Genomic DNA, 22,757 nt, shown 5'->3' with positions numbered 1-22,757 from the left:
CTAAAATGCGAACATTTCTTTCTTCTGTATAGTTTTGAGAGAACAAACTCTTAAGATAAAGCGAACGAAAGCGAAAGCTTAAGAACGCACTATCTAAAAAAAGAATATCTGGTAGTGATAGCCAAGTGGACCCACCTGTTCCCATACCGAACACAGTAGTTAAGCACTTGAACGTCGAAAGTACTTGGGTGGAAACGCCCTGGGAGGATAGAAAACTGCCAGTTAAATCCAGTAATGATAGCCAAGTGGATCCACCTGTTCCCATACCGAACACAGTAGTTAAGCACTTGAACGTCGAAAGTACTTGGGTGGAAACGCCCTGGGAGGATAGAAAACTGCCAGTTTTATTCCTTGATAGCTCAGTTGGTAGAGCAATCGGCTGTTAACCGATCGGTCGTAGGTTCGAGTCCTACTCAAGGAGCCATTTTCTTAAGCACTTAATGAATTCTTAATAGCGTTTATTAGGTGCTTTTTCTATGTCAATAAAAGAACTTGATTCTCTATAGTAGATTTGTTATAATAAACGTCATATATTAAAATGTGATGATGAGGAAGAGTAAATGTATTTAGTTTAGCAGAGAGCTATGGTGTGGTGTAACATAGCAGGCTGATACATTGAAATACACCTTTGAACTGTAAGCTGAACTTTAGTAGGCAGATCCGGCTGGTCGCGTTATAGGCTGCAAAGTTATATTTGCTTTGGCAAATTAAATTTGGGTGGTACCACGAGTGAATATTACTCGTCCCTTTTCGGAGGGACGAGTTTTTTTATTTTAAAATAAAAATAATACATAATGGAGGAAGAAATATGAGTGTTTTTGATACGCTAAAAGAACGTGGCTTTATTGCTCAGGTAACGCATGAAAATGAAATTCGTGAATTATTTGATAAAGAGAAAGTGAGTTTTTATATTGGCTTTGATCCAACGGCAGATAGTCTTCATGTTGGCCATTTTTTAGGTATGATGGTCATGGCCCATATGCAGCAAGCTGGACATCGTCCCATTTGTTTGATTGGGGGGGGCACAGCAACAGTAGGCGATCCTTCGGGGAAAACGGATATGCGCAAAATGATGACGGATGAGGTTATTGCACATAATTGTGAATGCTTTAAAAAACAAATGCAGCGTTTTATTGATTTTAGTGATGGAAAAGCACTTATGGTTAATAATGGCGACTGGCTTAAAAAATTAAATTATATTGAGATGCTTCGTGATATTGGACCACACTTTTCCGTTAACCGTATGCTTACGGCAGAATGCTATAAACAAAGAATGGAAAAGGGGTTAACCTTTTTAGAATTTAATTATATGATCATGCAAGCGTATGATTTTATGGAACTTAATCATCGTTATGATTGTAAATTAGAAATGGGTGGCGATGATCAGTGGTCTAATATTATCGCTGGGGTTGAGCTGATTCGTCGTAAAGAAGCGAAAGCAGCATTTGGTTTGACATTTACCTTACTTACAACCAGTGAAGGTAAAAAAATGGGTAAAACAGAAAAAGGTGCTTTATGGCTTGATCCAGCAAAAACATCGCCTTATGAGTTTTATCAGTATTGGAGAAATGTTACAGATGCGGATGTTGAAAAATGTTTAGCACTTTTGACATTTTTACCGATGAAAGAAGTGAAACGTTTGGGGTCACTTCAAGATCAAGCCATTAATGATGCAAAAAAGGTTTTGGCATTTGAAGTTACAAAACTCATTCATGGCGAAGCCGAAGCATTGTCGGCACAGCAGGCCGCAGAAGCACTTTTTAATGGAACTGGAAATTTAGATAATGTACCAACTATTGAACTTTCAGAAGCTGATTTTGGCTTGAAATTACTCGATCTTTTGGCGCGTGAAGGTGTTTTTGCTTCAAAAAGCGAAGGGCGTCGTTTAATTCAACAAAATGGTTTATCCCTGCAAGATGAAAAAATAACCGATGTTGATTTTGTTTTAAGCAAAGAATTATTTAGCGAAAAATCTTTACTTGTGAAAAAGGGAAAGAAAAAATATTATCGTTTGGTTATTGCTTAAATTTTGCGAAAATAAAACATATATGATAGAATAATTAAGTTAGTTTAAAAAAAAGGAGCGGTTACTTTTATGTCAGGACATTCTAAATGGGCAAACATTAAACGTAAAAAAGGGGCAAATGATGCGATTCGTGGTAAAGTTACAACGAAGATCGGCCGTGAAATTACTGTTGCAGTAAGAATGGGTGGTAGTGATGTTACTGGTAATATGCGATTGAAATTAGCTTTGTCAAAAGCGAAAGCAAATAATATTCCCAAAGAAAATATTCAAAGAGCAATTCAAAAAGGTATGGGTGCCGCTGATGGCAGCAGCTATGAAGAATTATTTTACGAAGGTTACGGACCTGCTGGTTCGGCTGTTATGATAGATATATTGACAGACAATCGCAATCGTACAGCAGCAGATATTCGGCATCTGTTTTCTAAAAATGGTGGTAATCTTGGTGAAACAGGCTGTGTGGGCTGGATGTTTAAGAAAAAAGCTGTGTTCATTGTGGATAGAGAAAGCTATGATAATGAAGAGGATCTTATGCTGTTGGTCTTAGATGCTGGTGCCGATGATTTTAAAGCAGAAGATGATTCGTTCGAAATCATTGCTGCTCCAGAGGATTTTGAAGCAATTGCGCAAGTTCTTGAAGACAATAAAATTGAAACGGTAGAAGCAGAAGTTACAATGGTTCCGGATACTACGGTGAAAATTGAAGGAAAAGATGCAATAAAAATGATGAATCTTATTGAAGCACTCGAAGAACATGATGATGTGCAAAATGTTTATTCGAATTATGACATTGATGAAGAAGAATAAATAACAATAAACCCTCACTTTGATTTATTCGAAAATTAAAGTGAGGGTTTATTGTTTTCGGTTGTTTGAATTCGCTGCATATGATATGATAGAACATATGGTCTTAAACTTTTGCGTAATGTTAGATTGAGGTAAAAGAATTTAGTTTGAGGAATAGGAATTTAAATATGTTGGTTTTAGGTATTGATCCAGGAACGGCGATTTGCGGCTATGGCTTAGTAGAAATGCAGGGTAATCATTTACGGGCAATTGATTATGGTGCCGTGCTTACAAGTCCTAAAAGTAAACCGGAAGAACGCTTATTGAAGATCTATAATGAAATAGATGCTCTTATCTTAAAATATAAACCGGATGTCATGGGCGTTGAACAACTGTTTTTCAATCGAAATGTAACCACGGCGATTCCTGTTGGACAGGCACGTGGTGTCGTACTCTTGACGGCAGCAAAACATGAAATTGAATTGGTTGAACGAACACCGCTCCAGGTAAAACAGGCCGTTGTTGGCTATGGACGGGCAACGAAAGATCAGGTTATTTTTATGGTACAAAAACTTTTAAATTTGCCTAAAGCACCTCATCCCGATGATGTTGCCGATGCATTGGCAGTCGCTATCTGTACAACCCATTGCATGAACAGTATTGTGTGGAGAAATAAACTTTAATTATGTAAAGTATATAACAGAAAATGCAAGGGTAGGACAAATGATATTTGTTTTATCGTTGCTATTTTTTTAGAAGAGCTAAAATGCAGAATTCGCAAAAAAACACATTATGATATATAATAATCACAGTGCTTTGTCGGATTGATGCAGCTAGGTAAGGAGGCGGTATGTTATATGATAGGATATTTAAACGGAAAAATCAGCCATTTATTGATTGATTATTGTTTAATAAACGTGAATGGAGTCGGGTATCGCGTTTTTATAGCCGGCTCAACAAGAGCCAAACTGTCCGTGGGTAGTACGGTTACTTTATTTACATATTTGAATGTACGTGAAGATGCAATGCTTTTATATGGATTTTATACACAGGCAGAATATGATTTGTTTCTTAAACTTTTATCGGTTTCTGGTATAGGTCCAAAAGTAGCATTGGGGATGATGTCGGCGATTACAGTAGAGAACCTCTCGAAAGCAATCCAACAGAAACAAATTGGTGTATTAACGAAACTTCCTGGAATCGGGAAAAAATCAGCTGAACGTTTAATTTTGGAATTGAAAGATAAAGTGCAAACTGCAGATGATGTTGTTATGTTTGATGTGATTGATACTGGGGATGGTGAAACAGATGTCATTTCTGAGGCAAGTCAGGCTTTAGTGGCACTAGGGTATACGCAGGCAGAAATAATGCCATTGCTGCGTAAAGCAATGGATCTTAAAACAGTAGAAGATGTCATTAAATTTGCATTAAAGGAATTTGCCAGGAGGTAGCAATGGAAGATAAAGACGAACGGATTGTTTTGGGCGATGAGCAGAATGTCGATCAATGGCAATATAGTTTAAGACCAAAAAAGTTTATGGAATATATTGGACAGGATAAAGTAAAAGAAAATCTGTCTATTTTTGTCCAGGCAGCCTTATCGAGAGGCGAAGCCTTAGATCATGTGCTTTTATATGGTCCACCAGGTCTTGGCAAAACTACCTTAGCCGCCATTATTGCGAATGAATTAGGCGTCAATTTCCGTGTAACCTCGGGGCCGGCTATTGAAAGAGCGGGAGATTTAGCCGCATTATTGACAAATCTGGGTGAAAAAGATGTTTTGTTTATTGATGAAATTCATCGTTTGTCACGCAATGTTGAGGAAGTATTATATTCAGCTATGGAAGATTTTGCGCTTGATATTATTATTGGTAAAGGACCGAGTGCAAGGTCTATACGACTTGATATAGCACCGTTTACTTTAATTGGTGCAACTACGAAGGCGGGTGCTTTGGCAGCGCCGCTGCGCGATCGTTTTGGCGTTATTTCTCGTCTCGAGTATTATGAACCAGATGCCCTTGTGCATATTATTAAACGGGCAGCAGAGATTTTAGAGATTGCAATTGAAGATCGCGGCGCTATTGAAATAGCAAGGCGTTCACGTGGTACACCACGTATTGCAAATCGATTATTGAAACGAGTGCGGGATTTTGCCCAAATTACTGCAGATGGAATTATAACGGATGATATAGCCGATAAGGCTTTGGTGATGTTGGAAGTTGACAAAATGGGGCTTGATCATACCGATCGTATGCTGCTCAATGCGATGATTCACAAATTTGCTGGCGGACCCGTTGGTTTGGATACAATCGCTGCCGCCATCAGTGAAGAAACCGATACAATTGAAGATGTGTATGAACCATATCTCTTGCAATTAGGGTTCATAAATCGGACCCCGCGTGGTCGTGTTGCCACTATAGCAGCATATGAACACTTGAATATTCCTTATCCGAAAGATTAATTATGGCGTAAAAGAGGTTTGATTAAAATGAAAATATTACTGCATATGTGTTGTGGTCCATGTTCGTGTTTTCCAGTACAGAGGTTGCGTGAATTGGGACATGAATTAACGGGCTATTTTTTTAATCCGAATATACATCCTTATAAAGAATTCAGGCATCGCTTGGAAACGGCAAAAGAATTTGCTGAAAAAGTTAACCTGGACCTTATTGTGGATGATACCTATCAATTGCGGGAATTTTTAACGAAAGCATTGACCGCAGAAACTGTGCCGAATGGTCGTTGTCAAATGTGTTATACCTGGAGGCTTCGCCAAGCCGCCAACTTTGCCAAAGCGAACGGCTATGATGCATTCACGGCATCTTTGTTTGTAAGCCCCTATCAACAGCATGAGGTGATGAAAAAAACAGCGGAGACCATTGCCATAGAAGAAGACATTCCTTTTTTTTATGAAGATTTTCGTCCTGGCTGGCAAACGGGTGTTGATTTAAGTTTGCAAATGGAACTTTATCGTCAACCTTATTGTGGCTGTATTTTTAGTGAAGAAGAACGTTATAGCAAGGCTTGGCGGAAAAAGAAAAAACAAGAACAAAAACAATTAGAAAGTTTAACATCGTAAAAGTGGGGGATTCTATCATGAAAATAGGGAAACTTATTATATGTTTGCTTTTTATATTGGTATGGATGCCTTTAACCTCAGAAGCTAGTGTTCAGGGTGCGAGGCAAAGTCCAGACGTGAAAATTGGTTTATGGGAGAAACAATCGAGCATATTTGTATCAGCGGATGCACCCTTTGTTCTTTTAGATTCGGATACTCACAAAATTATCAAAAAATATGATGCGAATGTAAAACTGTTCATTGTATTTAAAAATAAACAACTATTTTTAAATGATCAGCCCATTAAAAGTAAAAATATAGGGATTGAATTAGAAAATCCTGATGCAGATAAGGGAATTGAAATCAATAAGAAGAGCTATCGCGGAAGCATGGAAATCAGGGCTGCTGTAAGTGGTATGACGGTAATTAATAAAATTTTACTGGATCAATACCTATATAGTGTAGTTCCTGGTGAGATGCCCGATTCATGGTCTGCGGAAGCTTTGAAAGCACAGGCTGTAGCAGCGCGGACATTTGCTTTATATAGTTTACATAAACATGAAGAGGATGGTTTTGATCTGTGCGCCACGACACACTGCCAAGTATATACTGGTAAAAAAGCTGAAAAAACAAATGCGATCCAAGCAGTCGATGACACGGCTGGTATTGTTATGTTATATAATAATAAACCGATTTATGCACCATTTCATACAACTTCAGGTGGTTACACCGAAAATAGTGAGGATGTTTGGGGTACTTATCTGCCATATTTACGCTCCGTTTTAGATGATGATGCCCAGGCACCAAATCATCATTGGCAACTAGATATAACACCATTGGAGATTCAGAGAAAACTAGCTGCCGTTGGACATCCAATTGGAAATTTGCAGGCAATTGAGCTTTCACCATTGCAAAAACCAGGACAAAATGCAGCGGATCGAACAACAACGGGTCGTATCAAAACAATGTCTTTTATTGGTGATAAGGATATTGTACGTCTTACCGGAAATCAGGTACGCAATATATTCTCTTTAAAAAGTACACGGTTTGATATCAGTATGATTGTACCTGTTGATAAAAAAATTGATGTTCCCTTGGGGGACTACTATAAAAAAGAAATTAAAGTAGATCTACCGCCTTATCAAGAAAAAAACTTCATTACGGATACCGAAAATATTCGTCGTATCCATGGACGAACCGGCGAAATTATTTCATTTTCAGGCTTTGGCTGGGGACATGGACTTGGCATGTCACAATGGGGCGCCAAAGCTATGGCTGAAAAATTTGCTGTTAACAAAAATGGTGATTTTAAAGATATACTAAATCATTATTATAAAAATATAGAAATAAAAAAAATCTATTAAAAGTTCATTAAGGGAGTAAATATTACTATGTTATTGTCAGATTTTGATTACAATTTACCAGAAGAATTAATTGCGCAAACACCATGCGAACCGCGAAATCATTCTCGCTTGATGGTACTTGATAAAACAGCTAAAACGATTGAACATCATCACTTTTATGATTTAAAAGATCAACTCGTTCCCGGCGATACTTTAATCTTTAATGATACCAGAGTAATGCCAGCACGGCTCATTGGTCATCGTGAAAGTACCGGAGGGAAGGTTGAAGTTTTCCTATTGCGGCGTATTAATGGCGACGAATGGGAGACTTTGGTTAAACCGGGGAAAAAAGCATTGGCTGGCAATATTATTTCCTTTGGGACAGAGCTTTCTTGTGAAATTATGAGTCATACTGATTTTGGCGGGCGAATTGTAAAGTTTCACTATAAAGGTATTTTTGAAGAAATTCTGGATCGATTGGGTGAAACACCGCTGCCGCCCTATATCCATGAGGAATTAGCCGATAAAGAGCGGTATCAAACGGTTTATTCTAAAGAAAAAGGTTCTGCGGCGGCACCGACAGCTGGATTGCATTTTACGACCGAAATGCTAGAAGAATTAAAAGCTATGGGCGTGAACCTTGGTTTTGTTACCTTACATGTTGGTCTTGGGACATTTCGTCCGGTTAATGTTGAAAAAATAGAAGATCATGTTATGCATAAAGAATATTATTGTGTACCAGAGGCAACTGCAAAATTAATATGCGATACGAAGGCACGCGGGGACCGAGTCATTGCCGTAGGGACTACTTCGATACGTACCTTGGAATCGGCGAGTGAACGCAAAGGTTTTATCGAAGCAAAAAGCGGCTGGACCGAAATCTTTATTTATCCAGGCTATGAATTTAAAATTGTCGATGCTATTATTACAAATTTCCATTTACCAAAATCAACCTTATTGATGCTGATTAGTGCATTTTCTGATAAGGAATTTATCTTACAAGCCTATGAAGAAGCCATTAAAGAAAAATATAGATTTTTCAGTTTTGGTGATGCGATGATAATACTAAACCAAAAAATTAAAAAATAGTTAAACCCCCTGTTCTTATTGAGGTTCAGGGGGTTTTATTTTTTAGCGACCAAATAATAAAAATATTCTTGACTTAGACTGAACTCTAAGTGGTAGGATAGAGATATAAAAAATATACGACATCTTTTGTTTCGCAATTCTTATGTACACATTTTTATAAAAATTCATTATAAATTACCACGACGTAGTTTGGAAGTGAAATTAAGGTGGAATAGTCAGCTATGAATATAGAAAACAACAAATTATCCCGGCGTAAATTTGTTAAGCTTATGAGTGGAATTCTTGTAGGAGCTGCTGGGGTGTATACATTTTTATCAGAGGTTCGATCCTGGTCACAGCAGACGATTCAATCAGCAAAAACAATGGCAGGTCATTATTTGCCGATGGGGGAGATGGATGCGGTCGCGGTTCGACAGATTATTACAAAGGATAGTGCGGTTTCACGGACAATTATGTGGCAGTCTGAGTTTCCTGAAAAGGCGGCTGTTGTAGAATATCGTACAAAAGGAGAAGCTGCGCTAAAATCAAGTACCGCAACGGATGAGGAATTTTCTGATGATAAAACAACGACTTATATACACGTGGCAGAATTAGATAATTTAAACCCGGGTGAAGAATACGAATATCGCGTTGGTGATGACAACAAGCGTAGTGATTGGCATGCTTTAAAAACCGATGCTGGGCGCGCCTTTAAAGCTTTGATTTTTCCAGATTCACAGTCGAGTGATTATAGTGATTGGAAAAATCTTGCACAATTTGCTCAAAAAGCGAATCCTGATGCGGCATTTTTTGTTAATATGGGCGATTTGGTCGATAATGGTGAAGACCATACCCAATGGCGGGCTTGGTTTGACGGGGTTGCTGGTATTATAGATAGAATTCCGCTCGTACCGCTTTTGGGAAATCATGAAACATATAATCTGGATTGGAAAGTTCGGATGCCGGAGGCGTATCTCCATCTTTTTTCTTTGCCGCAAAATGGCTTTCCTGAAAGACAGAACCAGTTTTATTCTTTTGACTATGGATCGGTACATTTTATTGTTTTAAATACGCAGTTTGATGAAATGGAGCAGTTTCAGCCGGGACTATTTGAAATTCAAAAAGAATGGTTTGTGAACGATCTTACGCAGACCACGAAAAAATGGAAGGTCGTTTTAATGCATAAAGATGTATTGATTTATAAATTTAAAACACGGCAAAGTGATAGACAATCCGGTATATCAGATATTGGAAAAGATTGGATGCCATTATTTGATGAATATAACATTGATGTGGTACTTACGGGACATCTTCATACGTATCGTCGTCGTGAGCGCTTATATAATTTCCAGCCGGATGAGCGTGGACCACTTTATATTCTTACCGGGGTCGCGGGGAATGTCCGTTATCCGAATCTATGGGGAGATCATCCTTTTGACAAGGTAGTTGCTCCACAGCCAGAAACGGATAATTATATGACATTAGAGGTTGATGAAAAAGTTTTGCGATTACAGTCATTTTTACCATCGGGTGAAGAAATTGATCATGTGGAGATAACAAAAAATGTGTAATGCACTCCGCTAAAACAACAGAATTTTGAAGGGGATGTTTGTATGCAAACAAAAAAATTAGGCTTTGGTTTCATGCGCCTGCCAGTACAAAGTAAGGAAGATCCAACTAACGTTGATCTGGATGTATTAAATAAAATGGTCGATACTTTTTTGAGCAGAGGATTCACCTATTTTGATACAGCTTATATGTATCATGGCGGAAAAAGTGAGATCGCTATTCGGGATGCTTTGGTTAAACGTCATCCAAGAGACAGCTTTACCTTAGCTGATAAGCTGCCAACTATGTTTTTGAAAAAGCAGGAGGATCAAGAACGGATTTTTGCTGAACAGTTAGAAAAATGTGGTGTAGAATATTTTGATTACTATCTGCTGCATAACTTAGGTGTGACAAATTATGCAACAGCGCAAAAATTTAATAGTTTTGCTTTCATTTTAGCGAAGAAGAATGAAGGGAAAATTAGACAGATTGGCTTCTCTTTTCATGATAATTCCGATTTATTAGATGAAATATTGACGACACATCCTGAAGTGGATTTTGTCCAATTGCAGATTAATTATCTTGATTGGGAGAATGAAAGCATTCAGTCAAGAAGATGCTATGAAGTCGCCAGAAAACATAATAAACCGATTGTTGTTATGGAACCAGTAAAGGGCGGGATGCTGGCAAATGTACCGGCAAAAGCAGCAAAATTATTTAAAGACTATCAGCCAGATCTTTCAATACCTTCATGGGCTATTCGCTATGTGGCCAGTCATGAGGGAATTATGATGGTGTTAAGCGGCATGTCTGATCAGGATCAATTGTTGGACAACACGGGTTATATGCAAGAATTTAAACCGTTTACACAAGTGGAATACGATATTTTAAATAGGGCTGTTGCAATTATTAATGAATCAATTGTTATTCCCTGTACAGCCTGTCAGTATTGTGTAGATGGTTGTCCAAAACATATAGCTATTCCAAAATATTTTGCCTTATACAATACGGAAAAACAGTCTGCGAGCAATGCTTTTTCTATACAAAGAGTATATTATGATAATTATACAAAAGTAAACGGAAAGGCCTCAGATTGCATTGGTTGCAAAAAGTGCGAAAAAAAGTTGTCCGCAGCATATTGAGATTATAAAATATTTAAAGGATGTGGCGGCTACATTTGAAGTGGAAATTCCTTCGCGTAGTTGAAAAATAAAAGGCAGGAAAGTTAAGCACATTGATCGGATTGCTTCCATTATGCGCAGAAAAAAATAGTTTGTGCAGGTTTTGAAAACTGTGCAAACTATTTTTTGTTTATGGAAAAATAACTGAATTATAGCTTGCTTTCGCGGAAAGATTGAAAAAAACGCAACTTACTGTTATACTTTTCTATTATGTATAGAAAAAGTTTTTCGTTTTAGTAAAGAGCGGAATGGTTTACACTATATTTTAGTAAATACAGAGAATTGCGTTTAAACATAACATTGTGGGTGCACGTTTTTATGATCGAGTAAACCGCAAAATTGAGTTGGGGGGCTTATTTTGACAGCAATAAAATATGAATTGATTAAAGAGTGTTCAAAAACAGGAGCGCGGGCGGGGAAAATTCATACACCGCATGGTTCATTTGATACACCAATGTTTATGCCGGTTGGTACACAGGCATCGGTTAAGAGCGTATCGCCGGAAGAGTTAAAGGATATGGGCGCAGGGGTTATTTTAAGCAATACGTATCATTTATTTTTACGCCCCGGTGAAGATCTTGTCAAGGAAGCGGGCGGATTGCACAAATTTATGAACTGGGATCAAGCTATTTTAACAGATAGTGGTGGATTTCAAGTTTTTAGTTTGGGTGATCTTCGTAAGATTACCGAAGATGGCGTTACATTTCGTTCGCATATTGATGGTTCTAAGAAATTTTTATCACCGGAAGTAGCGACTAAAATACAGATGGATCTTGGTGCAGATATTATCATGGCTTTTGATGAATGTGTTCCGTATCCAGCTGACCACGACTACACAAAACAATCTACGCAGCGTACGACAAGATGGGCGAAACGTTGTAAGGACACGCTGACCCGTACCGATCAAGGACTCTTTGGAATTGTGCAAGGCGGCATGTATAAAGATCTTCGTACGATGAGCGTCAATGATTTAAAAGAGATGGATTTTCCTGGCTATGCAATTGGCGGTTTAAGCGTTGGTGAACCAAAAGATCTTATGTATGAGATACTGGAACATACGGTTTGCCAGCTGCCAAAAGATAAACCACGCTATCTTATGGGCGTCGGGACGCCAGACTGCTTAGTTGAAGGTGTCCAGCGGGGCATTGATATGTTTGACTGCGTATTCCCAACTCGTGTAGCCAGAAATGGTACTGCAATGACCTGGATGGGGCGCCTTGTTATAAAGAATGCGGAATATACTCGTGATTTTAGACCAATCGATGAGCATTGCGGCTGTTATGCCTGCCGTAATTATTCGCGGGCATATATTCGTCACCTGGTTCGTGTCAACGAGATTTTTGGACTGCGCTTGATGACAATTCATAATTTGTATTTTTTATTGGATTTTATGCGAAAGATGCGTGAATCCATTATGGAAGATCATTTTGTTGAGTTCCAAAATAAATTTTTAGCAAATTACAGTCATTAAACAGGAACTATATGAAATTTGTCGAATTTAATTTTTATAGCTATATTTAATTAAACCAATTTGGAAGGAGTTTTGTAGATATGGATCCTGAAATGATGGGAATGCTTGCATCCTATGGTCCAATTGTGATCATGGTCATTATTTTTTACTTTCTTTTATACAAGCCACAAAAGAAAGAGCAAAAACGTCGTAAAGAGATGCTCGACAATATCAATAAAGGTAATCGCATCATGACAGTTGGTGGTATTTATGGTGAGATTACGAGCATTAAAGATAATATTGTCACTGTGAAAATTGCTGACAAAGTTGAAATTGAAGTTGCAAGATCATCGATTAATGCCAATGTTTCACAAGAAAAAAAATAAAAACGATACCATAGAAAACTGTGATTCAATGAAAATAGCTTTAGAAAAGAAAAATTTGCGGAAATTGATTTTACAAAAACGCCGTAAGTTAAGTCAAACAATTGTACATAGACAAAGTGATCTTGTATTTGAGCAATTAATAAGTTTACCGGTTTATAAAAAAGCACAATGTATCATGCTTTATGCAGCACTGCCGGATGAAGTACAAACCGATCAAATGATGCGTTATGCTCTGCAGGATGGTAAACAAATATGCATTCCTTATATTCATGATAAAAACGGCTTAATGGACGCGGTATTTGTTTTTGATGTCGATCAATTAAGTAAAGGTGATTTTGATATCTTAACGATAAATTCATGCAATATGGAGTTTGCTAATCCATCGGATATTGATTTGATGATTATACCAGGCGTTGCGTTTGATACGGATGGCTATAGACTTGGCATGGGCGCAGCTTTTTATGACCGTTTTATCATGCGGGCAAAACAAGCTTTTTGTTTGGGTATTGCATTTGATTGTCAACTCGTGAGCAAAGTCCCCATTGAAGAACATGATTGTTCAATGGATGCGATATTGACAGCAAGTGGTTTGATAAATTCTAAAGAAGGCAAAATGTAAATTTTACATTTTGCCTTCTTTCTGATAGGCGGAGATTGATATGGAAATAAAAATGGCAATCGCAAAAACTTCGAAATATGCCGTGGATTATTCTGGTGATGGTTGTGAATTTGCCGAACGGCCGCATGGAGGCATATCTGCTATTTTGGCTGATGGACAGGGAAGCGGCCTTTCAGCGCATCATACGAGCAGCTGGGTAATTCATAAAGCTGTATCTTTGATTGCCGACGGGGCACGTGATGGAGCCGTGGCCAGAGCTGTTCATGATTATTTGTATGCAATGAAAGATAAAAAAGTTTCGTGTACTTTGACGGTGCTTAGCGCCGATCTGGAAACGGAAACAATAGTGATCAGCCGTAATTCTAATTGTCCTGTTATTGTGAAGACAGATGATTATCAAACGGTATATGACGATGATGTCAACCCGATCGGGGTACATCGGCATATGAAACCTTTAATTTATGAACTGCCACTGGCAGCAGGAATGTTAATTGTTTCTTATACGGATGGTATACAGGCCGCAGGTCGAAAAAGAGGCGGACCACAGGCAGAATTATCTTATATTTTGAAAATAATCGAAGACAATGCTGTGGAAGATGTTGATTTTATCGCTAAAAGCATTCTAGAGTATGCTTTGCGAATGGACCACGATAAACCAGGTGATGATATGACTGTAGTAGTTATGGGGATATGCGATCAACAAGAGATCAACAAGATCGGACACGTAAGTATTACTTATCCAGTGTAGGTTAGGAGATGCTTTATTATGTCACTTATAGCTGTGGTTGGAGTATGCGCTTCAGGTAAAACCACATTGGTTACAAATTTGAAAGAGGCTGGTTTTAATGCGTACAATGTGGCGCAAGAACATTCCTGTATTAAAAAATTCTGGAATAAACATCATCCGGATATTTTGATTATGATCGATGCCAGTCTTGCCGCCATCAAAAAACGCCGCATCGTTTACTGGGATGAAAGTCGTCTGATAGCTCAGCACGAACGCTTAAGTGATGCGAAGGCACATGCCGATTTATATATACAAACGGATTCTTTAAGTAAAGAGGATGTGCTTAAAGAAGTCATTGCTTTTATAAAAAAAGCAGAAGCTGCTGTATAAATAGCTGCATTTGGTGAATTGACATACGTATAATGTGACGTCTATAATAGAAACGTATGGTTGAGATTGGAAAAATATTGGAGGGATAAACAGTTGAGGAAAGATAATTTCATTAAGCTTTTGGTTGTCGTTCTTGCGATTATCGGCATATTTAGTTTTTACATATCGCCGTTGGCGTATTCGATCAGACAAGGTCTTGACTTACAGGGCGGAACACATGTTGTTCTCGAAGCTGTAGATACACCAGAAGCAAAGGTAAATGAAGATGCTATGCAGCGTGTAGTCAAAATCATTGAAAAGCGTGTAAATGAACTGGGACTTACTGAGCCAGTAATACAGCGTGAAGGCGAAAAACGTATTATTGTTGAATTGCCAGGGATTAAAGATCCAGATAAAGCAATTCAGGTTCTGGGAAAAACAGCTATGCTGGAATTTCAGGATGAAGCTGGTAATACAGTCATGAACGGTACGGATTTAAAAGATGCGCAGGCGCAAATTGATCAATCAAATCAAAATTTGGTTTCACTGGAATTTAGTGCTGAAGGCAGTGAGAAGTTTGCTGATCTGACAAGCAAGAATATTGGTAAGAAAATTGCAATCCTCCTTGATAAAGAAGTGCTCACAGCACCGAATGTTAAGGAAGCAATTACTGGTGGTAAAGCCGTCATCACTGGTTCTAGAACACTGGAAGAAGCACAGAATTTAGCAATATTGCTTCGTTCAGGCTCATTGCCAGTTAAAGTAAATATCATTGAAACAAGAACTGTAGGTCCGACACTTGGACAAGATTCGAAAGATAAGAGCGAATTTGCTTTTGCGATCGGGATTGGTGCAGTTATTTTATTTATGGTTTTATTTTATCGGTTACCGGGACTTGTTGCCGATATTAGCTTAATGGCCTATGTAATTATGCTGCTCTTTTTATTGAAGATGCTGGATGCAACGCTGACACTTCCAGGGGTTGCCGGGATTATCCTGTCAATTGGGATGGCGGTTGATGCAAATGTTCTAATTTTTGAACATTTTAAAGAAGAGTATCGTTTCGGTAAAACATTGCGTATGTCAATGGATGCTGGTTTTAAGCGTGCGTTTATGACAATCTTGGATTCTCATATGACGACTATTCTGGCTTCAGCTGTTTTGTTCTTTTTTGGAACAGGCACGGTTAAAGGGTTTGCTATTACATTGGGTCTTGGTACAGTCTTAAGTCTATTTACAGCAACGACTTTTACCCAATATATGTTAAAACTGTTATTTGGAGCGAATTTATTTAAGAATCCAACGATTTATGGTGCATCAAGTCCAACTGAGGTGGTGAATAATAATGCAAAAAATTGATATTATCGGCAAACGAAAATGGTGGTACATCATTTCTCTTGTGATTATTATTCCGGGGATCATCTGTATGTTTACGCGAGGTTTTAATTTGGGGATCGATTTTACAGGTGGTACAATCATCGATTTAAGATTTGATAAACCTGTATCTATTATGGATGTGCGCGATGTTCTTAAAACGTATAAATTAGACAATAGTACAATTCAGCTGGCTGGTGAAGACAGCAGTGCGGCTGTTTCACAAAATGTTATGATACGAACGGTGGATTTGGAAGAAAATGATCGTAAAGCGGTTATGGCTTCGTTAAAAGATTCTCTGGGTACTTATAACGTGCTGCGTGAGGAAAAAGTAGGCTCCACAATGGGGTCGGAACTTATGATACAGGCTTTATGGGCAACTCTGCTTTCATGGCTGCTTATTGTATTGTATATTTCTTATCGGTTTGAGTTTAGATTTGGGATTGCTGCGGTACTCGCTTTAGTACATGATATTTTGATTGTATTGAGTGTTTTTTCACTTATGCAAAAACAAGTGGATTCTTCTTTTGTAGCGGCACTTATGACAATCGTTGGTTATTCAGTTAATGATACAATTGTTATTTTCGACCGAATTCGTGAAAATTTGAAGCTGCACTTTAGAAAAGGCGGCAATATTGATGAACTTGCTAATACAAGCATTTATCAAACGTTGACGCGTTCTATTTATACCGTATGTACAGTACTATTTACGACATTAGCATTGTATTATTTCGGTGGAGATACAACGAAAGATTTTGCCTTTGCACTTTTAATTGGTTTTACCTGCGGGGCATATTCATCTATCTTTATCGCAAGCCCACTGTGGGTCACATTTAGGGGCTGGGCTGAAGCGAAACGGGCAAAACAAAAAGAAGCTACGGCAAAATAAATAAAATAATATGATTTTTATAAAACACAGGTGTTATCGCCTGTGTTTTATTTTTATTCATGGTGAAAAGGATTTTTAGGAAAATATCACGAATGTTTATAAGTTAACGATAGTTTATACGTTGAATTTATATTTTAGATAAAGTGAAAGGGACTGCCTGCATGCAAAAAAAATGGAATTTTATGGATAGTAATATAAAAATCAGAGGAGAACTGGCGGCGAGTTTACAGATATCAGAAACAATTGCAGGTGTATTATTGCATCGTGGTATCACAGACCCCGTGGCGGCCGATGAATTTTTACATAGTGAAAAGCAATCTTTTGAAAACGCTTTTTTATTAAAAGGTATGACAATCGCGGTAAAGCGGATTCAAAGCGCGATTGTTCAACAGGAACACATAACGGTGTACGGTGATTATGATGTGGACGGAATTACGGCGACTGCATTATTGGTTCGAACCCTTAAAAGGCTGGGAGCCAGTGTCGATTATTATATACCGGATCGTCAGGCAGAAGGCTATGGATTTAATACCGAAGCTTTAAAACAGCTTTATGACGAGGGCACAAAACTTTTAATATCAGTCGATTGTGGCATTAGTGCATTGGAAGAAGTTGCAACAGTTGAAGGAAAGATCGATATCATCATTACGGATCATCATCTTCCTGGTACAGAGTTACCAAAGGTTTTGGCGATTATCAACCCCAAACAATTGGATTGCAAGTATCCAGACAAAAATCTTGCTGGTGTGGGAGTTGCTTTTAAAGTATGTCAAGCCCTCTGGAAAACGATAAAAAATATTTCATTTGTCGAAGATCTTGATATTGTGACACTGGGAACCGTGGCGGATATTGTACCGCTATTAGGCGAAAACAGGCTGATTGTAAAACGTGGACTAGAAGAGCTAAATCATTCAAAAAATATAGGGATTAAGGCTTTAGTTCAAATTTGCAATTTATCTGATAAAAAAATTGACACCGGTCATGTTGGATTTATGCTGGCACCCAGGCTAAATGCAGCGGGGCGTCTTGATAGTGCGTTGATTGGAGTCGAATTACTGCTGTCAGAAGATGAAAATCAGGTCAACAATATTGCCAAACAATTGGATGATGAAAATGTAAAAAGGCAAGTCGTGGAAAAAGAAATTTTGGCAAAAGTCGAACAGCTTTTAACACAGATTGATATTACACAAGAAAAGGTGTTATTGCTTTCGGGGGAGAATTGGCATACTGGTGTAATCGGCATTGTAGCATCACGGATTGTTGAAAAATATTATAAACCGGTTTTGATTATCGGAGTCCATGACGGGGTTGGTAAAGGTTCCTGTCGGAGTATTCGTGGCTTTCATATGTATGAGGCACTTTTTGCCTGTCAGGATTTACTGGAAGCTTTTGGCGGGCATGCGCAAGCGGCTGGCCTTACTGTAAAGCCTGCGAACATTCCGGAATTACGCAAGCGATTGAATCAGCTAGCCGCGGAAAGGCTAACAGAGCAAGATTATATACCTGTTTTGGATATTGAAGAAAATTTAAATGTACGTGATGTTAACCGTGTGTTTTTAGATGAACTTTCATGTTTGGAGCCTTATGGAATGGGGAATCCACGGCCTACTTTTGCTTGTGACAATGTAGAACTTTTTGATATCAGGCAAATTGGCAAAGAGGGAACACATCTCCGGTTCAAACTAACACAAGATAAAGTTCAGGCAACGGCTCTTGCCTGGAATATGGGAGAAGAAGCTGAAAGATTAAAACAAGTCAATACAGCCGATATTGCCTTTCAACCAGAATTGAATGAATGGCAGGGGCATGTATCCATTCAGCTAAAAACACAGGCGATACGGACGTATGAAAAGAAAAGTACGGACTTGGACCTCTTTTATGAAGAAAATTCCCAACCGTCTTCAAACTGCAAAGAAAGTCTTCCTGTTCAGCAGTTTTTTACAAAAATAGAAGGCAGTGTTTGTGTTGCGTGTCAGACAGCCATTCGTGGACTGGCGATTGGAGATGTTGCTAATGTCATCGTGGAGCAAAACCAAGTTTTTATTTGTACACAGGAAAAACAAAAAATTGGCTTTTTGCGAGCAGAAATTGCCCAAGCACTTATAAATCCAATCAAGCAAGGACTTTTGTATAAGGCGCAAATTATGGCAATTCATGCGGCGCAAGACACAATGCTTGTAGTTCATGTTTTAGTCTTTCAGTATAAACTGAAAAATTATGATGCGGCAAAATATAAAAACATAACAATGGACGAAGTTCGTAATGTATTGACCTGGGCAGCGAATGGTCCTGCTTTGATTAGTGATACATTACATAACTTGCAAAACAATAGAAACACTTTGTTTATAGCGGAACATACTCTCCAACAAGAGAGTATTCAAGTTTATGCAGCTTTTCAAGCCATCAATCAGCACAAGCTGACAATCGTTGTTTATCCACTACGATCTTTCGTAAATGATTCGTATCATCGACTTAAAATGCAAATGACAAAACTGGATCTGACTGTATATAAAGGAACGGGACTGTTGCCGATTCATGAACGAGCCTGTTTGCTGGAAGCGTTGTATAATCAAACAATTGACCTTTTATTGGTAACACCAGAGTTTTTAGAAACTCATTTATCATTTTTGCAGGCAGGCAAAGCAATCGGCTTTTTTGTGGTTGCTGAATGTCAGTATCTTTTGCAAAATGACGGACACTCTTTTTATAAAAATATGGAGTTGTTTCTTCGTGTATTGAACAAGCCTTTAGTTTTAGCTGTTACGAAACAGGTAAGATCAACTGAATTGGAGCACATTAAAAAATGCTTATTCATTGAAACGGTTTTATGTGGTGAGCATAGTGTTGGAAATTTGCAATTTATTGATAATAGAAATGAAAAGTTTAAAATTAATTATTTAAAGTCAATTTTAGAAAAAAAAGAACAAATGCTTATTTTCGTAAACAGCCGCCAAAAAGCTTGGGAAGTTGCGAGCAAGCTGCGAAGTCAATATCCAAACATTGCTTTTTATCATGCCGGACTGACCGATCTTTGGTGTGATAAAATAGAACAATGGTTCCAAACAGGAAAAATTCAAGCGATTATCACGACAAATTCTTGTAGTGAACGGTTTAGTTTGCCCAATATTCGACATGTGGTGCAATATGAGCTGCCCTTTCATAAAGTATCGTTTCAGCAGCATATTGAAAAGGCTGAACGTGATGATGAAGTGGGGACGGTTCACGTTTTATTTGGTGAAAAAGATGTATCGGTCAATCAACTTATTTTAGCTGGGCGGGCTCCGGGACGAACGACGGTTGGTAAAGTTTATTTAATTTTAAAGGAAAACAAAACAGCGCAAGGCCGTGTGGCAATGACCTGTCAACAAATCGCAGTAACATTTAATCAACGCTATCATGAAATGATCGCTGAATTTTGTGTCGAATTATGTTTGTTAATCTTAGAGGAGTTGAATTTAATTTGGCGTGAAACGCTGCCAGAGGGCGATGTGATATCTTTTCAAGTTCAGCCAGAGATGAAATTGGATTTGATGCAGGCACCTTCGTATGCTGAAGGGATAAATGAAGAAGCAGACTTTAACGACTTCAAACATGAAATAATGAATATGTCAAAGAATAATGTATTGACATCAATAAATAAGCCGTTGTATCCTGATAATTAATGTTATAATAGATTGAAACAATTTTACTGTGTGATAATGGGGTTGAATAAAATGAAAGAAAAAGAGACTATACCGATTACAATTGATGCAATCATTCAAGATGTACTTCATTATCAGCCGGATGCGCAGGTTGATTTAATTCGCAAGGCTTATGATTTAGCGCATGCAGCGCATGCCGGACAGACACGTGTTTCTGGTGAAGAATATATTTATCATCCACTGAGTGTTGCAGCTATTTTGACAGAACTTCAGATCGATGCACTGACAATCAGTGCAGCATTATTGCATGATGTTGTTGAAGATACAACGTATACAATCGAAGAGATGAAAGATTTATTCGGAGAAGAAGTTGCTATGCTCATCGATGGTGTAACAAAACTGAGTCGAATTGAATATAAATCTAAAGAAGAACAACAGCTGGAAAACTATCGTAAAATGTTTTTGGCAATGGCCAAAGATATTCGGGTGATTTTAATTAAATTGGCCGATCGTCTGCATAATATGCGTACACTAAAATTCATGCGGGAAGATAAGCAAAAAAGAATTGCGAAAGAAACTATAGAAATTTATGCACCACTGGCAAATCGTTTGGGAATTTCTAATATTAAATGGGAACTGGAGGACTTGTGCCTTCGGTACTTAGAACCGGAAACGTATTATAATCTTGTGGAAAAGGTAAAACAAAAAAGAAAAGAACGGCAGGAATTTATTGATAAGTCCATTCAAAAATTGCGTATTTATTTGGAAAAAGCAGATATTGAAACCGAAATCCAAGGCCGGGCCAAACATTTTTATAGCATTTATAAAAAAATGAAGCGTGATAATAAAGATATTAGTGAAATTTATGATTTGTCCGCTGTTCGGGTTTTAGTCAGCAGTGTAAAAGACTGTTATGGAGTATTAGGTATCATTCATACCCTTTGGAAACCATTGCCGGGGCGTTTTAAGGATTATATAGCTATGCCAAAATCAAATGGGTATCAATCACTTCATACAACGGTTATTGGGACTGAAGGTTATCCACTTGAAATTCAAATCCGAACCTTTTTGATGCATAAGGTTTCTGAATATGGTGTTGCAGCACATTGGAAATATAAAGAAAGCGGCAAAAGTGTTGGTGCTGGCAAAGAGTATGACCAAAAAATGTCATGGCTTAGGCAGCTTGTTAATTTGCAGCAGGAACTTAGTGATCCACGTGAATATGTGGAAGCACTTAAAGTGGATGTGTTTTCGGATGAGGTCTTTGTTTTCACACCCAAAGGTGATGTCATTGACTTGCCGAAGGGGTCGATTCCACTTGATTTTGCTTATCGAATCCATACGGATGTTGGGCATCATTGTGTGGGCGCGAAAGTAAACGGAAAAATTGTACCACTTGAATATAAGCTTAAAAATGGTGATATTTTATCGATTATCACGAATAAACAAAACAATGGACCAAGTCGTGACTGGCTTAATATTGTGGCGTCAACGGAAACCCGTAATAAAATCAGGCAGTGGTTTAAAAAAGCAAAACGTGAAGAAAATATTGAGCGCGGATCGGATCTGATTGATAAAGAGGCAAAGCGTCTGGGTTATGAACCAAAAGAACTCTTGAAAAACGACAGATTAAAAGACGTCGCCAAAAAGCTCAATATTCTAACGGAAGACGATTTGTTGGCGACCTTGGGGTATGGCGGAATCACAATCAATGGTATTTTAGGGAAATTGATTGAGCTTTATAAAAAAGAATTGCAACAAGCCACCCCTCCAGATATTTCGCAAATGCTGGAGAAGCTCAAACCGCATGGCGAAAAGAAGAAATCAAGCCATGGTATTTTAGTGGAAGGCGAAGGGGGGGTTCTTGTTCGTATAGCAAGGTGCTGCAATCCAATCCCAGGTGATCCGATCACAGGTTATATTACAAGAGGGCGCGGTGTATCTGTGCATAGATCCGACTGTCCAAATGTGATCAATGAAAATAACGATTTTGCTCGTGTGATTGAAGTCAATTGGGATATTGGATTAGATAAAGTCTATACAGTCACGATTGATATAACCTGCAATGACAAAGCCGGTGTTTTGACAAATCTTATGTCGGTTCCATCCGAATCTAAAATAAATATTAGTTCAATTAATGCCCGGACATACAAAAACAATAAGACATCTACCGTAACAATGGGACTTGAAGTTAAAAGTTCATTACAGGTAGAGCAGATTATGACCAAATTTAGACGGTTAAAAGATGTATATAGTGTATCCCGCACATTAGTGTCGAATAAAGAGGAGTGATGC

The 22,757-nt window shown here is 38.1% G+C and carries 19 protein-coding genes, 1 tRNA gene, 2 rRNA genes and 1 other annotated feature; all 22 genes read left to right on the top strand.

The genetic code is table 11. The features are described 5' to 3' along the window. The first annotated feature begins 107 nt into the window (after positions 1–107). A 5S ribosomal RNA gene (gene rrf, locus BMY14_RS04870) occupies positions 108–224 on the top strand. A 3-nt stretch (positions 225–227) separates the two neighbouring features. Further along, positions 228–344, top strand: a 5S ribosomal RNA gene (gene rrf / locus BMY14_RS04865). A 4-nt stretch (positions 345–348) separates the two neighbouring features. Then, a tRNA-Asn gene (locus BMY14_RS04860) sits at positions 349–424 on the top strand. A gap of 110 nt (positions 425–534) precedes the next feature. Further along, positions 535–751: a binding site (T-box leader), on the top strand. 57 nt (positions 752–808) lie between these two features. Beyond that, on the top strand, positions 809–2,026 hold the full coding sequence (gene tyrS / locus BMY14_RS04855) for a tyrosine--tRNA ligase (RefSeq protein WP_091829712.1): 1,218 nt from the start codon (positions 809–811) through the stop codon (positions 2,024–2,026). 69 nt (positions 2,027–2,095) lie between these two features. Further along, a complete protein-coding gene (locus BMY14_RS04850; protein ID WP_091829710.1) occupies positions 2,096–2,830 on the top strand; it encodes a YebC/PmpR family DNA-binding transcriptional regulator in 735 nt (244 codons plus the stop codon). 167 nt (positions 2,831–2,997) lie between these two features. Continuing rightward, positions 2,998–3,492 carry a crossover junction endodeoxyribonuclease RuvC gene (ruvC, locus tag BMY14_RS04845; RefSeq protein WP_091829708.1) on the top strand — a complete coding sequence of 165 codons (495 nt, stop codon included), beginning with the start codon at positions 2,998–3,000 and terminating at the stop codon, positions 3,490–3,492. Between the two features lie 174 nt (positions 3,493–3,666). Further along, positions 3,667–4,260, top strand: a complete 594-nt coding sequence (gene ruvA, locus BMY14_RS04840; RefSeq protein ID WP_091829706.1) for a Holliday junction branch migration protein RuvA — start codon at positions 3,667–3,669, stop codon at positions 4,258–4,260. A gap of 2 nt (positions 4,261–4,262) precedes the next feature. After that, the gene (gene ruvB, locus BMY14_RS04835; protein ID WP_091829704.1) at positions 4,263–5,270 is read left to right on the top strand and encodes a Holliday junction branch migration DNA helicase RuvB; all 1,008 of its coding nucleotides are present in this window, start codon (positions 4,263–4,265) and stop codon (positions 5,268–5,270) included. A 27-nt stretch (positions 5,271–5,297) separates the two neighbouring features. After that, positions 5,298–5,888 carry an epoxyqueuosine reductase QueH gene (locus BMY14_RS04830; protein ID WP_091829702.1) on the top strand — a complete coding sequence of 197 codons (591 nt, stop codon included), beginning with the start codon at positions 5,298–5,300 and terminating at the stop codon, positions 5,886–5,888. A 17-nt stretch (positions 5,889–5,905) separates the two neighbouring features. Beyond that, positions 5,906–7,231 (top strand): SpoIID/LytB domain-containing protein, encoded by a 1,326-nt coding sequence (locus BMY14_RS04825; protein WP_091829700.1) that lies wholly within the window; start codon positions 5,906–5,908, stop codon positions 7,229–7,231. A 27-nt stretch (positions 7,232–7,258) separates the two neighbouring features. Next, positions 7,259–8,299 carry a tRNA preQ1(34) S-adenosylmethionine ribosyltransferase-isomerase QueA gene (gene queA, locus BMY14_RS04820; RefSeq protein WP_091829698.1) on the top strand — a complete coding sequence of 347 codons (1,041 nt, stop codon included), beginning with the start codon at positions 7,259–7,261 and terminating at the stop codon, positions 8,297–8,299. Between the two features lie 221 nt (positions 8,300–8,520). Beyond that, positions 8,521–9,849, top strand: coding sequence for a purple acid phosphatase family protein (locus tag BMY14_RS04815; RefSeq protein WP_091829696.1), 1,329 nt, complete (start codon positions 8,521–8,523; stop codon positions 9,847–9,849). Between the two features lie 42 nt (positions 9,850–9,891). After that, positions 9,892–10,968 (top strand): aldo/keto reductase, encoded by a 1,077-nt coding sequence (locus BMY14_RS04810; protein ID WP_245741272.1) that lies wholly within the window; start codon positions 9,892–9,894, stop codon positions 10,966–10,968. Positions 10,969–11,362: 394 nt separating this feature from the next. Then, positions 11,363–12,478, top strand: coding sequence for a tRNA guanosine(34) transglycosylase Tgt (gene tgt, locus BMY14_RS04805; protein WP_091829694.1), 1,116 nt, complete (start codon positions 11,363–11,365; stop codon positions 12,476–12,478). Positions 12,479–12,558: 80 nt separating this feature from the next. Beyond that, entirely contained in the window at positions 12,559–12,843 is a 285-nt protein-coding gene (gene yajC / locus BMY14_RS04800) for a preprotein translocase subunit YajC (RefSeq protein ID WP_019554204.1), read from the top strand. Between the two features lie 28 nt (positions 12,844–12,871). After that, on the top strand, positions 12,872–13,462 hold the full coding sequence (locus BMY14_RS04795) for a 5-formyltetrahydrofolate cyclo-ligase (RefSeq protein WP_177177481.1): 591 nt from the start codon (positions 12,872–12,874) through the stop codon (positions 13,460–13,462). A gap of 40 nt (positions 13,463–13,502) precedes the next feature. Then, positions 13,503–14,210 (top strand): PP2C family protein-serine/threonine phosphatase, encoded by a 708-nt coding sequence (locus BMY14_RS04790; protein WP_091829690.1) that lies wholly within the window; start codon positions 13,503–13,505, stop codon positions 14,208–14,210. Between the two features lie 18 nt (positions 14,211–14,228). Further along, positions 14,229–14,579 (top strand): hypothetical protein, encoded by a 351-nt coding sequence (locus BMY14_RS04785; protein ID WP_091829688.1) that lies wholly within the window; start codon positions 14,229–14,231, stop codon positions 14,577–14,579. A 93-nt stretch (positions 14,580–14,672) separates the two neighbouring features. Continuing rightward, complete coding sequence (gene secD, locus BMY14_RS04780) at positions 14,673–15,917, top strand: protein translocase subunit SecD (protein ID WP_091829686.1); 1,245 nt, start codon at positions 14,673–14,675, stop codon at positions 15,915–15,917. Then, positions 15,904–16,821: a protein translocase subunit SecF gene (secF, locus tag BMY14_RS04775; RefSeq protein WP_091829684.1), complete on the top strand. Its 918-nt coding sequence runs from the start codon at positions 15,904–15,906 to the stop codon at positions 16,819–16,821. The genes secD and secF overlap by 14 nt, the downstream gene beginning before the upstream one ends. A gap of 182 nt (positions 16,822–17,003) precedes the next feature. Continuing rightward, on the top strand, positions 17,004–20,483 hold the full coding sequence (gene recJ, locus BMY14_RS04770) for a single-stranded-DNA-specific exonuclease RecJ (protein ID WP_177177480.1): 3,480 nt from the start codon (positions 17,004–17,006) through the stop codon (positions 20,481–20,483). A gap of 51 nt (positions 20,484–20,534) precedes the next feature. Continuing rightward, a complete protein-coding gene (locus tag BMY14_RS04765; RefSeq protein WP_019554197.1) occupies positions 20,535–22,754 on the top strand; it encodes a RelA/SpoT family protein in 2,220 nt (739 codons plus the stop codon). Positions 22,755–22,757 lie beyond the last annotated feature (3 nt).

Source organism: Propionispira arboris, from assembly GCF_900109225.1.
GTDB lineage: Bacteria > Bacillota > Negativicutes > Selenomonadales > Selenomonadaceae > Propionispira > Propionispira arboris.
This window is presented reverse-complemented; position numbering and strand designations above follow the sequence as displayed.

Excerpts from the sequence above, each read along its gene's own strand:
- tyrS (WP_091829712.1), top strand. The coding sequence starts at position 809 with ATGAGTGTTTTTGATACGCTAAAAGAACGTGGCTTTATTGCTCAGGTA.
- BMY14_RS04850 (WP_091829710.1), top strand. The coding sequence starts at position 2,096 with ATGTCAGGACATTCTAAATGGGCAAACATTAAACGTAAAAAAGGGGCA.
- ruvC (WP_091829708.1), top strand. The coding sequence starts at position 2,998 with ATGTTGGTTTTAGGTATTGATCCAGGAACGGCGATTTGCGGCTATGGC.
- ruvA (WP_091829706.1), top strand. The coding sequence starts at position 3,667 with ATGATAGGATATTTAAACGGAAAAATCAGCCATTTATTGATTGATTAT.
- ruvB (WP_091829704.1), top strand. The coding sequence starts at position 4,263 with ATGGAAGATAAAGACGAACGGATTGTTTTGGGCGATGAGCAGAATGTC.
- BMY14_RS04830 (WP_091829702.1), top strand. The coding sequence starts at position 5,298 with ATGAAAATATTACTGCATATGTGTTGTGGTCCATGTTCGTGTTTTCCA.
- BMY14_RS04825 (WP_091829700.1), top strand. The coding sequence starts at position 5,906 with ATGAAAATAGGGAAACTTATTATATGTTTGCTTTTTATATTGGTATGG.
- queA (WP_091829698.1), top strand. The coding sequence starts at position 7,259 with ATGTTATTGTCAGATTTTGATTACAATTTACCAGAAGAATTAATTGCG.
- BMY14_RS04815 (WP_091829696.1), top strand. The coding sequence starts at position 8,521 with ATGAATATAGAAAACAACAAATTATCCCGGCGTAAATTTGTTAAGCTT.
- BMY14_RS04810 (WP_245741272.1), top strand. The coding sequence starts at position 9,892 with ATGCAAACAAAAAAATTAGGCTTTGGTTTCATGCGCCTGCCAGTACAA.
- yajC (WP_019554204.1), top strand. The coding sequence starts at position 12,559 with ATGGATCCTGAAATGATGGGAATGCTTGCATCCTATGGTCCAATTGTG.
- BMY14_RS04795 (WP_177177481.1), top strand. The coding sequence starts at position 12,872 with ATGAAAATAGCTTTAGAAAAGAAAAATTTGCGGAAATTGATTTTACAA.
- BMY14_RS04790 (WP_091829690.1), top strand. The coding sequence starts at position 13,503 with ATGGAAATAAAAATGGCAATCGCAAAAACTTCGAAATATGCCGTGGAT.
- BMY14_RS04785 (WP_091829688.1), top strand. The coding sequence starts at position 14,229 with ATGTCACTTATAGCTGTGGTTGGAGTATGCGCTTCAGGTAAAACCACA.
- secF (WP_091829684.1), top strand. The coding sequence starts at position 15,904 with ATGCAAAAAATTGATATTATCGGCAAACGAAAATGGTGGTACATCATT.
- recJ (WP_177177480.1), top strand. The coding sequence starts at position 17,004 with ATGGATAGTAATATAAAAATCAGAGGAGAACTGGCGGCGAGTTTACAG.
- BMY14_RS04765 (WP_019554197.1), top strand. The coding sequence starts at position 20,535 with ATGAAAGAAAAAGAGACTATACCGATTACAATTGATGCAATCATTCAA.